The sequence below is a fragment of the Modestobacter sp. VKM Ac-2977 genome, from assembly GCF_026968045.1.
In the GTDB taxonomy this organism is placed as follows: domain Bacteria; phylum Actinomycetota; class Actinomycetes; order Mycobacteriales; family Geodermatophilaceae; genus Modestobacter.
In genome coordinates, this window is sequence record NZ_JAPVBQ010000001.1 from 1,292,510 (window position 1) to 1,311,794 (window position 19,285).

Genomic DNA, 19,285 nt, shown 5'->3' on the forward strand with positions numbered 1-19,285 from the left:
CCCGGGCCGTCACGTCCTCCCCGACGTGCGCTTCCCCGCCGGGCCGGAGGGCGGGGCAGTCGGGAGGGGCGGAGAGTTGCGGAGTCTGACATGAGCCGAGTGCTCGCCGGGGCCGGTGGCCGGGTCGGTGAAGAGGTGCAGGTCGAGCAGGGGCCGTCGGGGCCGGCCGAGTTCTGGCGAGGGCAGACCCGGTACGTGGTGGGGGAGCTGCTCGACTCGTGGGTGGAGACCGCGCCGTGGTGGCAGACCGATGCCGCCGGCCGGGGTGGGGCGTCGGCCGAGCTGGTCGCCACCCGGCAGGTCTGGCGGGTCGAGGCGGTCCGCGCAGGCCGGTCCCGGATGAGCTTCGCCGGGGTCTTCGACCTGTCCTGGGAGCCGACGGGCAACCAGTGGCTGCTCGTCCGGGTGCACGACTGATGGGCGCCGCCCGGGCCCTCCCGGCCACCGCCGACGGGCAGCTCCCGTTGCTCCCGCCGCTGCCCGCGGCCGCCGCCCAGCTGCTCGGTCAGGCCCATCGCGGGCTGGCCGAGGCCGCCAGCAGCCCCGATGCGGCCTGGCGGTACGCGACCGCACACCTGGCCGCCCTGCGCGCCGCGGCGGCCGTGCTGGCCGCCCGCACCCAGCCCGAGGCCGGGCGTCGCCGGCCGCGCAGCGCCTGGGTGCTGATCGGCCAGGTCGCCCCCGAGCTGGGGGAGTGGGCGGCGTTCTTCGCCGCCGGGGCGGCCAAGCGCGCCGCCGCCGAGGCGGGGCTCTCGCACGCGGTCACCGAACGGGAGGCCGACGACCTCGTCCGGGACGTCGGCACGTTCCTCGGCGTCGTCGAGACCACGATCAGCCGCCCGGTACCGTCGCCGCCCGCACGCCTGCGGGCGGTCGACCCCGGTTCGCGCCGGCGCGGCCCGGGCCACCCCGGCTCCGGCACCGCTCCTGCCCCCGACACCGCCTCGTGAGCGACCCCTTCGTCCACCTGCACGTCGCGTCGGGGTACTCGATGCGGCACGGCGCCAACCACCCGGCCGACCTGGTCGCCCGCGCGGCCGAGCACGGCATGGGGGCCCTGGCCCTGACCGACCGCGACGGCCTGTACGGCGCGGTCAAGTTCGCGCTGGCCTGCCGGTCGGCGGGCATCCGGCCGCTGTTCGGCGTCGACCTCGCCGTCGACCCGGTCGCCGGCGGCGAGCCGGGTGACCAGACCCCCGGGCGGATCACCGCCGCGGCCCGGCACCGGGCCGCCCACCCCGCCGGCCGGCGGGCACCGGCGCGCGGTGGGGCCAGTGTCGACCCGCGGCTGCCCCGGGTCACCTTCCTCGCCCGCGACGGCGCGGGCTGGCGCTCGCTGTGCCGGCTGACCAGCGCGACCCACCTCGGCGGCACCCGCGGCGAGCCGGTCAGCTCCCTGACGCTGGCCGGGGCGCACTCGGCCGGGCTGCTGGCGGTGCTGGGGCCGGGGTCCTCGGTCGGCCGGGCGCTGGCCGCCGGCCGGGCCGACCTGGCGCACGCCCGGCTGGCCACCTGGCGGTCGGTGTTCGGGCCCGGCCAGCTCGTGCTCGAGATCGTGCACCACCGCGGCCAGGGCGACCGGTCCCGCGCCCAGGCGATGCTGCGGCTGGCCGCCGAGGCCGGGGTGCCGGCGGTGCTGACCAACGCGGTCCGTCACGTCGACGCCCTCGACGCCCCAACCGCCGACGTGCTGGACGCCGCCCGCCGGCTGGTGCCGCTGGGCCAGCGGCACGTCGACCGGCGCACCGCCGAGGGGTACTTGAAGTCGGGCAAGGAGATGGCGCTGCTCGCCGAGGAGCTGGCCGGGCCCGACCGGGACGCCGCACTGCACCTGCTGGAGACCACCGCCCGGGTCGCCGAGCAGTGCGCGGTCGACGTCCGAGCCGACCTGGGCATCGGCACCGTGCGCTACCCCGAGCTCGACGTGGTCACCAGCGCGGCCGAGCGCGGGATGGGCCCGTCGGCGGTGCTGCGGGCCCGCTGCGAGGCCGGGTTCGGCCGGCGCGGGATGACGCCGTCGGCCGTGGTGCGTGAGCGGCTGGAGGAGGAGCTGGCGGTCATCGACTCCCTCGGCTACCCCTCCTACTTCCTCACCGTCGCCGACGTGGTCACCCTGATCAAGGAGCTGCGGGTCCGTGCCGCGGCCCGCGGCTCGGGCGCCGGCAGTCTGGTCACCTACCTGCTGGGCATCTCCGACGTCGACCCGATCCGGTACGGGCTGCTGATGGAGCGCTTTCTCTCCCCGTTGCGGCACCAGCTGCCCGACATCGACATCGACGTGGAGTCCGCCCGCCGGATGGAGGTCTACGACGCGGTGATCGAGCGCTTCGGCGCCTCCCGGGTCAGCTGCATCTCGATGATGGACACCTACCGGGTGCGGCACGCGGTCCGTGACGTCGGCGCCGCTCTCGGGCTGCCGCCGGCGGAGGTCGACGCGGTGGCCAAGGCGTTCCCGCACATCCGGGCCAACCAGGTGCACGCGGCGCTGCGTGACCTCCCGGAGCTGCGGGCCAGCCGGCTGGGGTCGAAGCGGTCGGGTGGCAGCGGCGATCTGGACCTGCTGTTCGACCTGGTCGCCCGGCTCGACGGGCTGCCCCGGCACATCGCACTGCACCCGTGCGGCGTGCTGCTCTCCGACGCCACCCTGCTCGACCGCACGCCGGTGGAGAGCAGCTACCTGGGCTACCCGATGAGCCAGTTCGACAAGGACGACGTCGAGGAGCTGGGGCTGCTCAAGCTGGACCTGCTCGGCATCCGGATGCAGTCGGCGATCGCGCACGCGATGGACGAGGTGGCCCGGGTCGACGGGCAGCAGGTCGAGATCGACGCCGTCCCGCGCGACGACCCGACGACGTTCGAGCTGATCCGCAGCACCCGCACCCTGGGCATGTTCCAGATCGAGTCACCGGGTCAGCGCGAGCTGGTCGGCAAGTTCGGTCCGCAGACGTTCGAGGACCTCATCGTCGACATCTCGCTGTTCCGTCCGGGGCCGGTGAAGAGCGACATGGTCACCCCGTTCCTGATGGCCCGGAACGGCTGGCGTGACCCGGTCTACCTGCACCCGGCGTTGGTCCCGGCGCTGGAGCAGACCGCCGGGGTGGTGGTCTTCCACGAGCAGGTGCTGCAGATCGTGTCGGTGATGACCGGCTGCGACCTGGCCGAGGCCGACGAGGTGCGCCGGGCACTGGGGGAGAAGGACGCCCACCCGGAGGTCAAGGCCTGGTTCGCGCCGCGGGCGCTGGCGGAGGGCTTCGACGTCGCGGTGGTCGAGCAGGTGTGGGAGGTGCTGGTCGCCTTCGGCTCCTTCGGCTTCTGCAAGGCCCACGCCGCGGCGTTCGCGCTGCCGACCTACCAGTCGGCCTGGCTGAAGACCCACCACACCGCGGCCTTCCTGGCCGGGGTGCTCACCCACGACCCCGGGATGTACCCCAAGCGGCTGATCCTCGACGACGCCCGCAACTTCGGGGTGCAGGTGCTCGGCCTGGACGTCAACGCCTCGGCCGGCACCTACCGGGTCGAGCGGGTCGACGGGGGAGCGGACGACGGTGCCCAGCTGCGTCCCCGGCCGACGTGGATGCCGGCGGCGATGCCCGACCCGGGGCGGTACGGCATCCGGCTGTCGCTGGCCGACGTCAAGGGGATCGACGCCGAGGAGGTCACCCGGATCCAGGCCGGGCAGCCCTACCGGTCGCTGACCGACTTCTGGAACCGGGCGCGGGTGTCCCGGCCGGTGGTGGAGCGGCTGGTGCTGGCCGGCGGCTTCGACTCCGTCTACGGGTTCGGGGTGCGCGACAGCGAGGGCGGCCGGCCGGCCCGGCGGCGCCAGCAGCTGACCCGCCGCGACCTGCTGCTGCAGATCGGCGAGCTGGACCGCTGGAGCCGCAGCGGCGCGAAGGCCGCCGGCACCGGCCAGCTGGGGCTGGACCTGTTCGGCGCCGAGGCGTCCGGTGAGACCGAGCCCGGGCTGTTCGACGTCGAGGTCCCCGCGGAGGAGGGGGCCGGTCAGCCGGAGTTCGTCGCCTCCGGGCTGCCGGAGTTCACCGACGCGGAGCGGGTGCGGGCCGAGCTGGAGGTGCTGGGGCTGGACGCCAGCCGGCACGTCGTCGAGTTCTACCGGCCGTTCCTGGCCGCCCTCGGTGCGGTGCCGGCCGAGGAGCTGCTGCAGTGCCGTAGCGGGGCGGAGGTGCTGGTGGCCGGGGTGAAGGTGGCCACCCAGACCCCACCGATCCGGTCCGGCCGCCGGGTGGTGTTCGTGACCCTGGACGACGGCACCGGCTGCGCGGACGCGACCTTCTTCGAGGACGTGCAGGGTCCTTACGCCGCCACGGTCTTCCACTCCTGGCTGCTGGTGGTCCGCGGGGTGATGCGGCGCACCGGGCCGCGCGGGGTCTCGATGCGGGCCACCGGGGCCTGGGAACTGCCCGCGCTGCACGAGGCCTGGGAGACCGGTGGTCTGGAGGCGGTCGCCGAGCTGATGGCCGCGCCGGGGGAGTACACCGAGCAGGCGATCGCCGGGGCAGCGGCGTCGCGGGCATCCCGGCCGGTGGTGGTGCGGCCGGTGCTGGTGCACCCGACCGGGTTCCGGATGTCGCCCTACGCCGACATCAAGCCGGCCGGCGAGGACGCCGCGACCGCCGCCCGCCGCGCGGCAGCAGCACCGCCGCGCAAGCTCTGGCACTCCAGCCCCGGCAGCTCGGGCCACTGAGCGGGCCACGAAACGCGCCAGGACCGGACTCGTCGGCGCGCGACGCCGTGGTCCCGGGCCGTTCGTCCGACGGACCTCGCCGTGGCGCGTGGCGGCTGCCTGGCGGGGTAGCACGGTCCCCGTGTCGGGTGTCGTGCCCGGCAGGCTCCGTCAACGAGAGGCAGTCCCATGCCCGAGGTCCCGCAGCCCGTCACCGACAACACCATCAAGGTCCGCCAGCTGAGCCACTACCAGTTCAGCTGGACGGCCGGGGAGCCGGGGAAGCCCGGCACGTACACGTTGCAGCTCGTGCTCGACCAGGGCGCCTGGGAAGAGGTCCTCACCCTCGACCCGGACGACGCGGACAACCTGCAGGACCTGCTGACCAACACCGAGACGGTCCACTACGACGTCGAACGGCGCGTGCTCCTGTTCGGCGTCACCGAGACCGGCAGCTGATCTCCGAGGGCGCCCACCCGCGATCCAGCCGGGTGGGCGTCCTCCGGAGCCAGGCCCGACTGCGTGGCCGCCGGAACGGGTCCGCTGCGGGCGCGCGGCAGGGGGCGGCGCACCGTGCGCGCTGCGGCGGCACCGGTCCGGGCCGGGTGGTCCGCCACTAGGCTCCGCTGGGTGACGACCTCCCCGGCCACTGCCGCGCAGGCCCCGGCCCGAACCGCGGCGATCTGGGCCGCGCTCGACCCGCTGGTCGCGGCCGGCTCCCCGCTGCAGGTGCTCGACCTCGGCGGCGGCAGCGGGATGTTCGCCGTCCCGCTCGCCGCCCTCGGCCACCAGGTCACCGTCGTCGACCCCAGCGCGGACGCGCTGGCCACCCTGCACCGCCGAGCCGCCACCGTCGGTGCAGGCGACCGGGTCCGGGGTGTCCAGGGCGACGGCGACCGGATGCTCACCGCCCTCCCGTCCGGGGCCCTCTTCGACCTGGTGCTGTGCCACTTCGTGCTCGAGGTCGTCGACGAGCCGGCCAGCACGCTGCAGCAGCTCGCCAGTGCGCTCCGCCCCGGCGGGCAGCTCTCCCTCGCCGTGGCCAACCGGGCCGGCGCCGTCCTCGGGCGGGCGATCAGCGGGCACCCGGTCGAGGCGCGCGCCCTGCTCGCCGACCGCGACCCGGCGCCCGCCCGCAGTGCCCCCGCCCACCGGCGGTTCGACCCCGCGGAGCTGCTCGCGCTGCTCACCGGCGCCGGGCTGGAGCCGGGGGAGTGGCACGGTGTCGCCGTCGTCGCCGACCTGCTGGGCGCCTCCTCCGGGGCCGACCCCGACGCGCTGCGCGCCCTGGAGCTGGCGCTGGCCGGCGTCTCTCCCTATCGGGACGTCGCCACCGGCCTGCACGTCCTCGCCACCCGCCCGACCGCCGGCTGACCCCCCGGGATGAGCCTGCCCGAGGGCCTCCAGCTCCCGCCCTACGGCAGCGCCACCCTCGCCGACGTGCTGCCCGGCGTCGCCAGCGCCCTCGGGCTCCCGCTCCGCCGCGGCGGGCCGACCGGAGCTCCGCTCGACCTGGCCCCTGCCCTGGCCGGCGCCCGCCGGGTCGCCGTCCTGCTGGTCGACGGCCTGGGCGCCGAGCTGGTCGCCGCCCATCCGCGCCAGGCGCCGGTGCTCAACGCGCTCGGCAGCCCTGTCGGCACGCTGTCCGCGCCCTGCCCGAGCACCACCCCGGTCAGCCTCGTCAGCCTGGGCACCGGTCTGCCGCCGGGCAGCCACGGGGTGCTCGGCTTCGTCACCGAGGTGCCCGGGGAGGGGCGCACCCTCAACCACGTCCACTGGGCCGACGACCCCGACCCGTCGCAGTGGCAGGCCCAGCCGACCGTCTTCGAGCAGGCCACCGCGGCCGGCGTCTCGTGCGCCGTCGTCGCCCCGCACGCCTTCGCCGGCTCCGGCCTCACCCGCGCTGCCTACCGCGGAGCCGACTACGCCAGCGCGTTCAGCCCCGGCGACCTGGTCGCCGGGATGCACGCGGCGCTGCGCACCGGCGAGCGCAGCCTGGTCTACGGCTACACCGCCGAGCTCGACCTGACCGGGCACGTCCGCGGCGTCGACTCGCCCAGCTGGCGCGCCCAGCTCGGCATCGTCGACCGGCTGGTCGAGCAGTTGGTCGAGGGGCTGCCCGAGGACGCCGTGCTGCTGGTGACCGCCGACCACGGCATGGTCGACGTCCCCGGCTCCACCCGGCTCGACATCGGGGCAGAGCCCGCGCTCAGCGACGGCGTGCGGCTGCTCGCCGGCGAACCGCGGGCCCGCTACGTGCACGCCGAGCCCGGGGCCGCCGACGACGTGCTCGCCACCTGGCGGGCGGTGCTCGGGGACCGTGCCTGGGTGGTCAGCCGGGCGGAGGCGGTCGCCAGCGGGGTCTTCGGTGAGGTCCAGGAGCAGTTGGCCGACCGGATCGGTGACGTGGTCGCGCTGGCCCGGGGCAGCTGGGCGTTCACCGACGTCCAGCAGGAAGGCCCGTTCGGGTCGATGCTGGCCGCCTACCACGGCTCGCTCACCCCGGCGGAGCTGGCGATCCCGCTGCTGGCCGCCCACGGCCGTGCGCTGGGCTGAGCGCCGTGCGCTGGGCTGAGCGCCGTGGACCTCAGGCCGGGTGCAGGGCCAGCGGGTGCCAGGTGCGCCAGTGGCCTGGCTGCGGAGCGGCGCAGGTCAGCCGGTGTGACTCCGCGGACAGCCGGCTCTCCACGCTGACCACGACGTCGCCGTCCGGCCCGGCCAGGGTCACCTCGAACCGCTCGATCCCGGGGGCCGGCGACGGCAGCCCGCGCACCCGCCGCGGCGGCAGGTCGCCCACCCCGAACAGACCGAGCTCCCCGCGGGCGTGGTGCTGCGCCGCCTGGGCGGCCGGCGCCAGCCCGGCCCGCCCGCGCAGGAACGCCCAGGCCACCTGGCCGGCGGCGTGCGCGTCGAGCAGCACCTGGCCGTCCCCGGGCACCTGCCCGTAGACCAGCCCCCAGGGCAGGACGACGACGTTGGCGGCGAACCGGTCACCGCCGAGGTGGCTGGTCTCCCAGACGTCGGCGGCCCCCCCGGCGGCGGGCAGCGCCCGGGCCAGCGGGCGGCCGCGGACGGCACAGCAGACGTCGTGCGCGCCGTGCGTGCAGACCAGGTAGGTCGGCACCTGCGTCGGTTCGCCGACCGAGCCGTCCCAGGGCAGCTGGAGCAGCTCGGCGTCGTCCTCCCGGGTCGACCAGCGGACGGTCTCCCGGCCGGGGGTCGTGTCCGCGACCGCCCAGCGGCGACCGCCTTCCGTCGACCGCTCCCCGGGCCGGCGGACCAGTTGGATCCGCATGCCCAGTTCGCGGGCCCGGGCCGCCAGCCGAGAGGCGACGCGCCGGTCGAAGCGGGACTCCAGCAGGGCGTCGCGCCCCCACGGGCCGGGCTGCTCGACCAGCAGCCAGCGTCGGGCCGGTGGTGCGGTGGCGACGGGGGAGTCCCCGCGCAGCAGGGCCTGCACCGAGCAGCGGGCCGGGTCCAGCCGACCGACCGGGGTGGACCGGGGTGCGGGGGAGCCCGGGCCGGTCGGCTCAGGCCCCACCGGTGTCGCCACGGCCCCCATCGTGCCCGGCGTCGGCTGCCGGTGCCCCGGCACGGGCGTCCGGGACGATCGCGATCGCCTCGGTGACCAGCCGGCGAGCCAGGGTGAGCTGGTCGGCGGCATCCAGCCCGGGCAGGTCACCGACCTTCAGCTCGCCCGCGGCGAGCAGGGCGGCCAGGGCCGGGTGGGTGTCGGCCGGCAGGTCGTGGGTGCGGCGGCCGGCGACCAGCGCCACCCGTCCGCCGTCCGGGTCGCGCAGCTGCAGGCGCAGCAGCGGTCGCACCTGGAGCACGGTGTCGGCCGACAGCGCCGCGACCGCACCGGACTGGGCCAGCGGGGACACCGGGGCCGGCCGCACCTGCGCCCAGGTGCGGGCCCGCAGCCCGTCGGCCACGGCCGCCGGGTCGACCTCGCCGAGCCAGCGCTGCAGCCCGGAGAGCACCGCGGCGACGTCCTCGGTCGTGGCAGAAGGGTCAGCCAGGTCGACGCCGAGCGGCAGGGAGCCGCGCAGCGCGGGGTCCTCGGCGGCGAGGGTGCGCACCAGGTCCAGGGCGGACTCCACGGCGCCCCACCGGGTCACCGAGTGCACGCCGACGGTCAGGTGCGCGCTGATCTCCCCGAGCGCGACCGCCGAGTGCAGGTAGCCGCGGGGGAGGTAGAGGGCATCGCCGGGACGCAGCACCGCGTCGATCACCGGGGGACGCTGCGCGGCGGCGGCGACCTCGGCGGCGCGGTCGGTCCAGGGGTGGGTGCGCAGCGGGTCGGTGAGCACCGGTTCGTGGATCGTCCAGTGCTTCTCGCCGGCGACCTGCAGCACGAACACGTCGTGCACGTCGTAGTGCGGGGAGAACCCGCGCGAGGACGGCGGGGTGATGTAGGCGTTGACCTGCGTGGGGTGCCCGAGGTCGGCGGCGAGCTGGCCGGCGAACTCGATCAGCGGCGGCCACAGCCGGTGCAGGCCCTGCAGGACGACGGTGCTCCCGTCGGCGAACAGCCGCAGCACCGCGTCGGAGGAGACCTGGTCGGCCACCTCGGCGCCGGCGCCCTGGGGGCTGGTGAAGCGCTTGGTGTCGACGACGGCGCCGTCCTTGGCGATGCGCAGGAACGGCGTGCGCAGGCCGCGGGTGCTCAGCAGCTCGTCGACCGCAGGCAGGTCGAGCAGGTCGGTGAACGTGCCGCCGAGCTCTGCGGCGGTGGAGAGCAGGGGCCGGCGGGACCAGTGCTCGGCGGCGAACACCTCCGGCTCGACCCGGATGCAGCGGCGCAGTGCGGGGCGGGTGGTGCCCCCGGCCCGGCAGTTCAGGGTCGGACACGGTCAGGCCGAGCCGTCCGCGCCGCCGTCGTGCTGTCCGGGCGTGCCGCCGCCGGCGCCCGAGTCGGCCGGGCCCTCGGCGCCGCCATCGGCACCGCCGTCCGCGCCACCGTCGGCACCGCCATCGGCACCGCCGTCAGCGCCACCATCGGCACCGCCGTCCGCGCCGCCATCGGCGCCACCGTCAGCACCGCCGTCGTGCTGGCCCGGCGTGCCCTCGGCGCCGCCGTCGGCCGGTCCCTCTGTGCTGGTCATGTCGTCGTCGTCGAGCGCCATGGCTCCTCCGATCGTCGAGGTCGTGGTCACCGGTCGGGGACCACCTGGACCAGTTCTACCGCGATGATCGACTGCCCACACCTGCCCGGACCGGGCTGCCCGTCCCGGCTCCCGCGCCGCCGGATGACGATCCGGTCACGATCCGACGTGCCGGGTGCGGGTGATCGTGAGTGGGCATGTCAGAGCGTGCACGCCACAGACGACGCACGAGAGGACAGAGGTCATGACAGAGAGTCGTGCACGTACGGATGCCACCACCTCCGGGGCCACCACCCCGGGCAGCGACGCGACGCGGGAGACGACCGTCGGCGCGACCCGCGAGGTGCACGCCGAGCCGGTGGTCCGCGAACCGGTGGTCCGCGAGGTGGACCGGCGCGAGGAGCCGACGCACGTGTCGGTGGCCCCACCGCGGCGTGACCGGGTCCGCTGGGGGCCGGTGTGGGCGGGCCTGCTCGTGGCCGTCTCCTCCTTCGTCCTGTTCAACCTGATCACCTTCGCCCTCGGCTGGTGGGACATCGAGGGTGCCGGCGGCTCCAACGCCGACTGGATCAGCACGGCGATCCTGTGGGGCGCCTTCTTCCTCGGTGGGCTGACCGCGGCGGCCTCGGCGATCTGGCGGGGGGTGAGCGACGGCATCCTGCACGGCATCCTGGTGTGGGCGCTGGGCATGGCGACGTTCCTCGTCCTCAGCCTGCTCGGCGGCGGTGCGGTCCTGGGCTCCGTCGGTGACGCCATCGGACAGCTCGGTGTGCTGCAGCAGAACAGCAACGCCCCCGCAGCACAGCTCGCCCCGGTCGTGGACAACGCCCAGTCGGTCGCCAGCTGGGCCGTCCTGGTGATGGGCGTGGCCATCATCCTGTCGGCGCTCGGTGGTGTCCTCGGGGCCAAGATGTGGCCGGCCAAGAAGGACACCGAGGACAACCGGGTGACCACCACCCGCTGATCTGTCGCGACAGGCACCGGGACCCACCACGGTCCCGGTGCCTGACCCGCTATCGTCCCCGTGGGTCGAACACCTGTTCGATCCGCGGGGACGCAGGGGGTGCGGTGACCAGGGACCGGGCTGCCGGCTGCACGGTGCTGCACGTCGACATGGACGCCTTCTTCGCCAGCGTCGAGGTGCGCCGGCACCCCGAGCTGGCCGGCACGCCGGTCATCGTCGGCGGGGTGGGCAACCGCGGGGTCGTCACCTCGGCCACCTACGAGGCCCGCCGGTACGGGGTGCACAGCGCCATGCCGACCTCCCGGGCGCTGCGCCTGTGCCCGACGGCCACTGTGCTCCCCGGCGACCTCGACCTCTACGCCGAGGTGTCCCGGTCGGTGATGGCGCTGTTCCGCTCCCTCACCCCGCTGGTCGAGCCGCTGAGCCTGGACGAGGCCTTCCTCGACGTCTCCGGCAGCGGTCGCCGGCTGGGCGACCCGGTGGCGATCGGGGAGTACATCCGCGCCCGGGTCTTCGACGAGCAGGGGATCACCTGCTCGGTCGGGGTGGCCGGCAGCAAGTTCGTGGCCAAGCTGGCCTCCACCCGGGCCAAGCCCGACGGGCTGCTGGTGGTGCCACCGGCCGAGGTCATGGACTTCCTGCACCCGCTGCCGGTGGGCGCCCTCTGGGGCGTGGGTCCCAAGACCGAGGAGGTGCTGCTGCGGCTGGGCCTGCGGACCGTCGGCGACCTGGCGCACGTGCCGGCACGCACCCTGCAGCGGGCGGTGGGCCAGGCGGCCGGCAGCCACCTGCACGAGCTCGCCTGGGGCCGGGACCCCCGGCGGGTGGTCCCCGACGAGCCCGACCGGTCCACCGGCGCCGAGGAGACCTTCGGCACCGACGTCGACGACCCGCAGGTGATCCACCGGGAGCTGCTGCACCTGTCCGAGCGGACGGCGGGACGCCTGCGCTCGACCGGTCACCTGGCCCGCACGGTGACCGTGAAGATCCGCTTCGCCGACTTCACCACGATCACCCGCTCCCGCACGCTGAAGGTCCCCACCGATGTGGGCCAGGAGCTGTACGACACCGCCCGCACGCTCTTCGACGCCCTGGGGCTGGACCGGGCCCGCATCCGGCTGGTCGGGGTGCGGGCCGAGGGGCTGGTGGAGGCCGAGGCGACCGCCCGCCAGCTCGAGCTGGGGGCTCGCGAGCACGGCCGGCGGGACGCCGAGCTGGCCGCCGACCGGGCCGCCCGGCGCTTCGGGGCCGGTGCCGTCCGGCCGGCCACCCTGCTCGGCCGTCGGCAGGTCCCGGGCGCCGGTCCGGTTGCGCGCGACCCGTCTCCGGGAACGCCCCGCTGAGCTGGCCGTCTGCCCGACGGGGAGGCTGCGGGGTGCCGACCGGGGCATCGCCGGGAGTGTCGACGGCGACTCGCCTTTCGCAGGCCGCAAACGGCTCGTATCCTCGGTGTCACCGCGGGCGGACTGCCGCCGGTGGTTTCTTGCACTTGTACCTGGAGGTCGACGTGCCGCTCTCCGAGCACGAGCAGCGTCTGCTGGAGCAGATCGAGCGCGCCCTCGTCGATGACGATCCGAAGTTCGCCTCGACCGTCCGTACCGGCGACCGGCGACAGAAGGCCCGCCGCAAGCTCCAACTGGGCGCCGTCCTGGTGGTCGTCGGCCTGGCCGTGGTGGTCGGCGGGGTGGCCCTGCCGAACGTCATCGTCGGCGTGCTGGGCTTCCTGGTGGCCTTCGGAGGGGCTGTCCTCGGTGTCCTGAACTACAAGGCCGCGACCGGTGAGGTGCCGGCCGGCTCCGCCCCGGGCCCGGCCGGGCGTCCGGCGGCCGGTGGCCGCGGTGGCAGCAGCAGCGCGAAGCCGCGCCGCCAGCCGCTGAAGGGCCGCCTCGAGGAGCGCTTCCGCCGCCGCTACGACCAGTAGCGCGCGCCGGCCCACCCGCCGAGCCAGCAGCCGCCGTCCCGTCCGGGGACGGCGGCTGCTGGCCTCTCCGGGCGGCTCAGGCCTCGGTGGTCGCCGCCGTGTCGAACAGCGCGCTGACCGACTCCCCGTCGTGGATCCGCTGCACGGCCTGGGCGAGCGCGGGGGCCACCGACAGCACGGTCAGCTTCTCCGAGGCCCCGGCCGGCACGGGCACGGTGTTGGTGCAGACGATCTCCACGACGTCGGACTGGGCGCCGATCCGCTCCAGTGCACCGGCGGTGAACAGGCCGTGCGTGCAGGCCACCCGGATCGTGCGGGCGCCGGCGTCCCGCAGCCGGTCGATGAGCTCCAGCACGGTGCTGCCCTTGGCGATCTCGTCGTCCAGCACGATGACGTCGCGATCGGCGACGTCCCCGATGACGGCGCTGATGCTGACCCGGTCGTCGGCGTACCGCTGCTTGGCGCCCGCCGCGACCGGCACCCCGAGCCGGCGGGCGAAGGCCGCGGCCTCCTTGGCGTTGCCCAGGTCGGGGGAGACGACGGTGGTGCGGGAGAGGTCCAGGGCCCGGAAGTGGTCGGCCAGCTCCCGCAGGGCGTGCAGGTGGTCGACCGGCACGCTGAAGAAGCCGTGCACCTGCGGGGAGTGCAGCGTCATGGCCAGCACCCGGCTGGCCCCGGCGGCCACCATGAGGTCGGCGATCAGCCGGCCGCCGATGGAGATCCGGGGCGCGTCCTTCTTGTCCGACCGCGCGTAGGCGTAGTGCGGCATCACCACGGTGATCCGGGCCGCCGACGCGCCGCGGGCCGCGTCGATCATCAGCAGCAGCTCGACCAGGTTCTCCTGCACCGGGGTGACCAGCGGCTGCACCAGGAAGACGTCGCGTTCGCGACAGTTGGCCTGCAGCTGCACCTCGAGGCAGTCGTTGGCGAACCGGGTCTTCCGGACCGGCTGCAGCGGCACACCCAGCTGGGCGCACATCTCCGCGGCGAGTTCGGGGTGGGCACTGCCGGCGAAGACGGCGATCTCACGCAAGGGGCACTCCGCAGCTGGGGGGAGTCGGTGACGACGCCACCGACTCCGGCCACCGTAACCAGCTCCGGCTCGGCGGTCAGGCCGGGCGGGCTCGGCGGGGGGCCCGGGCGGCCGCCCACCGCGCGGCCGTCGTGAGCGTGGAGGTCGGCCACACCGCCGCCCGGACCCGCTGACCGCGGGAGGAGGACCGGAGCAACGCCCGCCGCACCGTCGTCAGCGCCTCGGACAGCGTCGGGTCCGGTCCGGGCCGGGCCGCCGGTGGGCCGTACACCGAACGCTCCTGGGCCAGCGCCAGGGTCCGCACCGCCGGGACCGCGGCGGGGTCGGTGGCGGCGAGCCGCTGGGCCAGCTCGAGGGCCAGCTGGCGTGCCGTCGACGTGCCGGGCAGCTCGACGCCCAGGTCGGCGGTGGTCGCCAGCAGCTCGTCCCACAGGGCGCCCGGCCGTCCGTCGGCCAGCCGGGCGGCGCGCTGACTGCGGCGGACGGCGAACGGCACCGCGGCCAGGGCGAGGACGGCCAGGGTGCCTGCTGCCCCGAGCAGCCACGGCGTGAGCTGCTGCTGCGGTGCGGCCTGGGGCGCCAGCGGGGGCACGTACTGGTCGTCGCGGTCGAGCTCGGCGCTCGGCGCTGCCGGCAGCGGGGCGCCGGCCTCCGGCGTGGCCAGGTCCGGGGTGTCGTCGTCGACCGCGTCCGTGCGGGGCGCCCAGGGGAGCTCCACGGCGCGGTCGGCGGCGATCGGGGTCGGGTCGAAGGGGATCCAGCCGATGCCGGCGAACCAGGCCTCGACCCAGGCGTGCGCGTCGTCGGTGGTGACCAGCCGGTCGCCGTCCTCGCCGACCTGGCCGGGCGTGTAGCCAAGCACCACCCGGGCCGGCACGCCCGCTGCCCGGACCAGCACGGCCATGGCGCCGGCGTACTGCTCGCAGTAGCCCCGCTTGAGCCGGAGGAAGTCGGCGAGGTCGTCGCCGGTGGTGCCCTGGCTGGTGGACAGGCTGTAGGCGAAGCCGTTGGCCGGGTCGGTGAAGAGGCCGAGCACGGCCCGGACCCGCTCGTAGGGCGACTGCGCCGGGTCGGTGAGCTGGTCGGCCAGGGCGGTGACGGCGGGGTCGAGCTCCGGGAGCGCCGTGTAGCGCTCCACCAGGGGGTCGCCCGGGACCAGCGGTGCGGCGGCCAGCTCCGCCGTGCTCGGCTGCGGCTGCTGGGCGGTGAACCGGTAGGTGAGCCCCCCGGTGGTCACGTCCCGGCCGAAGACGGTCCGGGCGGCGGGGTCGAAGCGCCAGTCCTCGTCCTCGGAGCCCAGCACCTGCACCGACAGCGGCGAGTCCAGGAGCGGGAGGAAGCGGTCGTCGTGCTGCAGCACGGTGACCCGAGCCGTCACCGCCCGGCTGGACCGCGGGTCGGGGAGCGGCGCCAGGGGGCGGTCGGTCGCGATCGACTCCTGGCCGTCGAGGTTGCTCATCCGCCAGCCGACGTCGCCGCTGTACTCGTCCAGCGACACCGAGCGCAGGTACCCCGGGTCGGCCACCGACGCGTCGACCTGCAGCAGGTCGATCGGCTCGGGCAGGGTCAGCTGGCCGGTCATCTCCGCCACCGGGTCCAGCGACGTGCCCACCCCGTTGCCGGTGCCCGCCCCGCCCAGCCCAGCGGCGAGCGAGCCCTCGGCCAGCATGGGCACGAACGCCGGCACCAGCAGGCCGGCGACCAGGGCGACCACGCCGGTGCGCAGGGCCGGCAGGGTGCCGGTGCCCATCGGCGACCCACTGCCACCCCGGGCGTCCCCGACCAGCCGCGCCCGCTGGTCGGCCCACAGCAGGACCGCGAACCCGGCCGCCGGGGCGGCGAAGGAGATCAGCGCGACCTCCCCGATCACGGTGCTCACCGGGACGCAGTAGAGGACCAGCAGACCGAGCCCGCCCAGGGCCGGCTGGCGGGCGGGGACGGCGAGCAGGTCGACGGCCAGCGCGATCAGGGCGACGAAGACGGTGGTCAGCGCCACCAGCCCGGTCAGCGGCAACGCCGGTGTGGCCTGCTCCCGGATCTCCGCGGTGCCGTCGGCGAGCAACCCGGCCAGGTCGGCCAGGCTGCCCAGGGTCGGCAGCACGCCCGCCCAGGCGTGCTCGGGCGTGAAGACGATCGTCAGGACGACGAGCACCAGGGCCACCTGGCCCAGCGGCACCCCCAGCCGGGCCGGGCCCGACCACCACGGGGAGTCGCCCTCGGCGGGGTCGACCAGCCGGTCCAGCAGCGCCCGCAGCGCCACCCCGCCCAGGCCCACGGCGGCCACCACCATCGTCACCGGCAGCAGCCACGTGCGGGCGGCGAAGACCGGGTCCAGCGCCAGCGCTCCCAGTCCGACGGCGACCGCGACCGCGATCCCGGTGCCCGGCCCGCCGCGGGTGGCCCGGGGCAGCTCGTCGACCTGACCGCTCACGCCGGCACCGGCCCTGCGACGCCGGCCCGGCTGCCCACCTGGCTCCACAGCTGCGCCACGCTCTGGTCCGGCCCGATCGTGGCCACCTGCCAGCCGGCCGCGCGGAACAGGTCGCCGGCCTGCTGCTGCCGGGTGCACAGCTCCGCCCGGGCGGCGGGACCGAGCGCACGCCGGCCCCGGGTGGCCCCGCCGTCCAGCCAGCCCGCCGCGTCCACCAGCACCGCGACGTCCCGGCCCGGGCCCGACCGGGCGCGGACCAGCGCCGCGACGTCCTCGGGGTCGACGAGGCCCAGCAGGCAGATGGCCGGACCGTCGGCCCCCGACCGGCGCAGCGCCTCCACCCCCAGCTGCAGCCCGGGCTGGGGCGCACCGCCCAGTCCGGCGAGTCGCTCGAGCAGCTCGTCCGGGCCCAGCTGTCCCCGGCCCAGCGCCGGGGTGAGCTCCCCGCCGTCGGTCACCACGCGCAGGGCGGCGCCTCGGCGCAGCAGGTGGGTGCCGATGCTGGCCGTGGCCTCCACCACCCACTCCAGGGTGTCCTGCGGCGGGGCCGGGTCACCGGCTGCGCCGTCGACGCTGCCTCCCAGCAGGTGGACGGTCGACCGGGTGTCGACGAACACGGTCGCCGCGGCTCGCCACGGGCGCTCCTCCAGCCGGACCATCAGCTCGCCGGTGCGGGCGGTGGCGCGCCAGTGGACCAGGCGCAGGTCGTCGCCGTGGCGGTACTCCCGGGTGCTGACGTCGTCCTCGCCGTGGACGGCGATCGAACGGCGGGCGCCCTCGCCGCCGTCGCCACCGGCACCGGTCAGCGCCCCGCCACCGGACAGCGGCACGACCCGGGGGAGCACCAGCAGGGCGGCGGTGTCGGTGCCCGTCGCGGTGCGCAGCACCAGGCCGAAGGGGTCGACCAGCCGCAGGCTCAGCGGCCCGAGGGTGTACCGGCCGCGCCGGGAACCGTGCAGCCGGTACCGGAGCGGGGCGGTGCTGCCGCTGGACAACCGCTCCACGACGAAGCGCGGCCGGGGGCCCAGGTCGACCGGCAGGTGCTCGGTGAGCAACCACAGGCCGCCCGGGCGCCGGTCGGTGTTGGCCACCTCCAGCAGCACGTCGGCGGACCCGCCGCGCGGCAACCGGGCCGGGGTGACGGTGCGCCGGGTGGCGACCCGGAAGCGCTGGCGGGCGACCCCGACGGCGGACACCACCGGCAGGGCGAGCACGAACACGGCCAGCTGCACCAGTGCCCGCTCGCCGAGCAGGGCGCCCAGCGCGGCCAGGGTCAGCCCGGCGGCGACCAGGCAGCGGCCGCGCAGGGTGAGGGAGGACGCGGCGTCGGCGATCCGGGTGCGGGCCATGGGCGGGGTGTCCGTCTCTGGGGTGGGCCGGCTCAGCGGCCGCCGTGGACGGGCACGGTGGCGAGCAGGTCGGTGACCACCCGCTGGGCGTCCCGGCGCGCCAGCGCCGCGTCCGGGGTCAGCAGCAGCCGGTGCGCCAGCACCGGCACCGCCATGGCCTGCACGTCGTCGGGGAGCACGTGGTCGCGGCCGGCCAGCGCTGCGGTGGCGCGGGCGGCGCGCAGCAGTTGCAGCCCCGCCCGGGGGGAGGCGCCCAGTCGCAGGTCGGGGGAGCGGCGGGTGGCCTCGACCAGCGAGACGACGTACTGGCGCAGCGGCTCGGCGACGTGCAGCCGGCCCACCGCGGCCACCAGGGTCCGCACGTGCGCGGCGTCGACGACCGGGGTGAGCGCGGTGAGCGGGTCGACGGTGGCCCGTTCGCCGAGCATCGCCAGCTCGGCGTCGCGGTCCGGGTAGCCCATCGAGACCCGGGCGGTGAACCGGTCGCGCTGTGCCTCCGGGAGGGGATAGGTGCCCTCCATCTCCAGCGGGTTCTGCGTCGCGACCACCATGAACGGCCGGGCCAGCTCGTAGGTGACGCCGTCGACGGTGACCTGCCGCTCCTCCATGCACTCCAGCAGGGCCGACTGGGTCTTCGGCGAGGCCCGGTTGATCTCGTCGGCCACGACCACGTTGGCGAAGACGGCGCCGGGCTTGAACTCGAACGCCCGGGACTCCTGGTCGTAGACGGCCACGCCGGTGACGTCGCTGGGCAGCAGGTCGGGGGTGAACTGGATCCGGCGCACCGTGCCGTCGATGGTGCGGGCCAGCGCCTTGGCCAGGGTGGTCTTCCCGACCCCGGGGACGTCCTCGATCAGCAGGTGGCCCTCGGCCAGCAGCACGACCAGCGCCAGCCGGACGACGTCGGGCTTGCCCTCCACCACGCGGCCGATCGCCTCGGCGAGCTGCGTCCCCTCGGCCGCCACGTCGACGTCGGTCTCCGGCTGCGTCGCTGCGGCGTCCTGGCCGGTGTCGTGCCGGGGTGCGGAGCGCAGCTCCGTCGTCCCCCGGTCCGACCGCAGCTCTGCCGTGCCCTCGGTCACCCCGCTCACGGTACGTGCTGATCAGCGGCGTGCACGGGCGATGCCGTCCTGATGCCGTTCCGCTGCCGTCCCGCGGCCCGGAGGTGGCCGGTGGGGCGCCGTGGAGGAGAGGGGGCGACACGGCGTGGAGTGGTGTCCAGTGGGGGCCAGTGGGTTACTGTGTCGCGCAATGGGGAGGCTGGGGCCACGGACGGTGCCCGGCACGACCACAGGAGGACTGATGCAGGGGGTGATCCGGTGTTCGTCGGCAGCTACCCCCTGCGTCTGGACGAGAAGGGCCGGCTCGCCCTCCCGGTCCGGTACCGCGAGCTGGTGGCCGACGGCATGGTGATCAAGAAGGGCCAGGAGCGCTGCGTCTACGGCCTGACCATGGCCCGGGTCGCCGAGCAGAGCGCCGCGCTGAAGTCCATGGCGCCGGCCGACACCAACGCGGGCCGCATGCACGCCCGGATGAGCTTCGGCTCGATGGTCGAGGTCGAGGCGGACAAGACCGGCCGGATCACCATCCCCGCCACCCTGCGGGAGTACGCCGGCCTGGACCGCGACGTCGTCGTCGTCGGGGTGGACACCCGCTTCGAGATCTGGGACTCCGGCACCTGGGACGCCTACGTGGCCGAGCAGGAGGCCGTCTTCGCCGCCATGGAGAGCGAGGGGATGCCGACCCTGTCCTGAGTCGACCCCCACTCCACCCCACCGAGACCGCTCCACCCCGC

At 75.8% G+C, this 19,285-nt stretch carries 17 protein-coding genes; 10 read left to right on the plus strand and 7 right to left on the minus strand.

What is annotated here, in order from left to right:
* Positions 1-90 precede the first annotated feature (90 nt).
* The 6 genes from O2V63_RS06285 (at position 91) to O2V63_RS06310 (ending at position 7,240) form a co-directional block, all read left to right on the plus strand.
* The gene (locus O2V63_RS06285) at positions 91-417 is read left to right on the plus strand and encodes a DUF6504 family protein (protein WP_036336939.1); all 327 of its coding nucleotides are present in this window, start codon (positions 91-93) and stop codon (positions 415-417) included.
* Entirely contained in the window at positions 417-950 is a 534-nt protein-coding gene (locus O2V63_RS06290; RefSeq protein WP_269166687.1) for an SAV_6107 family HEPN domain-containing protein, read from the plus strand. The genes O2V63_RS06285 and O2V63_RS06290 overlap by 1 nt, the downstream gene beginning before the upstream one ends.
* On the plus strand, positions 947-4,705 hold the full coding sequence (locus O2V63_RS06295) for a DNA polymerase III subunit alpha (RefSeq protein WP_269166688.1): 3,759 nt from the start codon (positions 947-949) through the stop codon (positions 4,703-4,705). Before O2V63_RS06290 ends, O2V63_RS06295 begins: the two co-directional genes overlap by 4 nt.
* A gap of 168 nt (positions 4,706-4,873) precedes the next feature.
* Entirely contained in the window at positions 4,874-5,143 is a 270-nt protein-coding gene (locus tag O2V63_RS06300; RefSeq protein WP_164700432.1) for a hypothetical protein, read from the plus strand.
* A gap of 171 nt (positions 5,144-5,314) precedes the next feature.
* Entirely contained in the window at positions 5,315-6,058 is a 744-nt protein-coding gene (locus O2V63_RS06305) for a class I SAM-dependent methyltransferase (RefSeq protein WP_269162173.1), read from the plus strand.
* 9 nt (positions 6,059-6,067) lie between these two features.
* Positions 6,068-7,240, plus strand: a complete 1,173-nt coding sequence (locus O2V63_RS06310; protein WP_269166689.1) for an alkaline phosphatase family protein — start codon at positions 6,068-6,070, stop codon at positions 7,238-7,240.
* Positions 7,241-7,271: 31 nt separating this feature from the next.
* Here the strand turns inward: O2V63_RS06310 and O2V63_RS06315 are convergent, their stop codons facing one another.
* The 3 genes from O2V63_RS06315 to O2V63_RS06325 form a co-directional block, all read right to left on the minus strand.
* Positions 7,272-8,246, minus strand: coding sequence for a sucrase ferredoxin (locus O2V63_RS06315; RefSeq protein WP_442928997.1), 975 nt, complete (start codon positions 8,244-8,246; stop codon positions 7,272-7,274).
* On the minus strand, positions 8,215-9,462 hold the full coding sequence (locus O2V63_RS06320) for a cupin domain-containing protein (RefSeq protein WP_269166691.1): 1,248 nt from the start codon (positions 9,460-9,462) through the stop codon (positions 8,215-8,217). Before O2V63_RS06320 ends, O2V63_RS06315 begins: the two co-directional genes overlap by 32 nt.
* Positions 9,463-9,540: 78 nt before the next feature.
* Positions 9,541-9,843: a BatC protein gene (locus O2V63_RS06325; protein ID WP_269166692.1), complete on the minus strand. Its 303-nt coding sequence runs from the start codon at positions 9,841-9,843 to the stop codon at positions 9,541-9,543.
* A 193-nt stretch (positions 9,844-10,036) separates the two neighbouring features.
* On the opposite strand from O2V63_RS06325, the gene O2V63_RS06330 reads away from it, so the two are divergent.
* From O2V63_RS06330 to O2V63_RS06340, 3 genes are all read left to right on the plus strand, one after another.
* Positions 10,037-10,756: a permease gene (locus O2V63_RS06330; protein ID WP_269166693.1), complete on the plus strand. Its 720-nt coding sequence runs from the start codon at positions 10,037-10,039 to the stop codon at positions 10,754-10,756.
* A gap of 104 nt (positions 10,757-10,860) precedes the next feature.
* Positions 10,861-12,099, plus strand: a complete 1,239-nt coding sequence (locus tag O2V63_RS06335) for a DNA polymerase IV (RefSeq protein ID WP_269166694.1) — start codon at positions 10,861-10,863, stop codon at positions 12,097-12,099.
* A gap of 140 nt (positions 12,100-12,239) precedes the next feature.
* Positions 12,240-12,677 (plus strand): DUF3040 domain-containing protein, encoded by a 438-nt coding sequence (locus O2V63_RS06340; protein WP_269166695.1) that lies wholly within the window; start codon positions 12,240-12,242, stop codon positions 12,675-12,677.
* A 76-nt stretch (positions 12,678-12,753) separates the two neighbouring features.
* Here O2V63_RS06340 and O2V63_RS06345 read toward each other — a convergent pair whose 3' ends face one another.
* From O2V63_RS06345 to O2V63_RS06360, 4 genes are all read right to left on the minus strand, one after another.
* On the minus strand, positions 12,754-13,710 hold the full coding sequence (locus O2V63_RS06345; protein WP_269166696.1) for a ribose-phosphate diphosphokinase: 957 nt from the start codon (positions 13,708-13,710) through the stop codon (positions 12,754-12,756).
* Positions 13,711-13,786: 76 nt separating this feature from the next.
* Entirely contained in the window at positions 13,787-16,141 is a 2,355-nt protein-coding gene (locus tag O2V63_RS06350; protein ID WP_269166697.1) for a transglutaminase family protein, read from the minus strand.
* The gene (locus O2V63_RS06355; RefSeq protein WP_269166698.1) at positions 16,138-17,490 is read right to left on the minus strand and encodes a DUF58 domain-containing protein; all 1,353 of its coding nucleotides are present in this window, start codon (positions 17,488-17,490) and stop codon (positions 16,138-16,140) included. The genes O2V63_RS06350 and O2V63_RS06355 overlap by 4 nt, the downstream gene beginning before the upstream one ends.
* 32 nt (positions 17,491-17,522) lie before the next feature.
* The gene (locus O2V63_RS06360) at positions 17,523-18,572 is read right to left on the minus strand and encodes an AAA family ATPase (RefSeq protein WP_269166699.1); all 1,050 of its coding nucleotides are present in this window, start codon (positions 18,570-18,572) and stop codon (positions 17,523-17,525) included.
* Between the two features lie 237 nt (positions 18,573-18,809).
* Between O2V63_RS06360 and mraZ the strand changes: the two genes are divergently transcribed.
* Entirely contained in the window at positions 18,810-19,244 is a 435-nt protein-coding gene (gene mraZ / locus O2V63_RS06365) for a division/cell wall cluster transcriptional repressor MraZ (protein WP_036340702.1), read from the plus strand.
* Positions 19,245-19,285 lie beyond the last annotated feature (41 nt).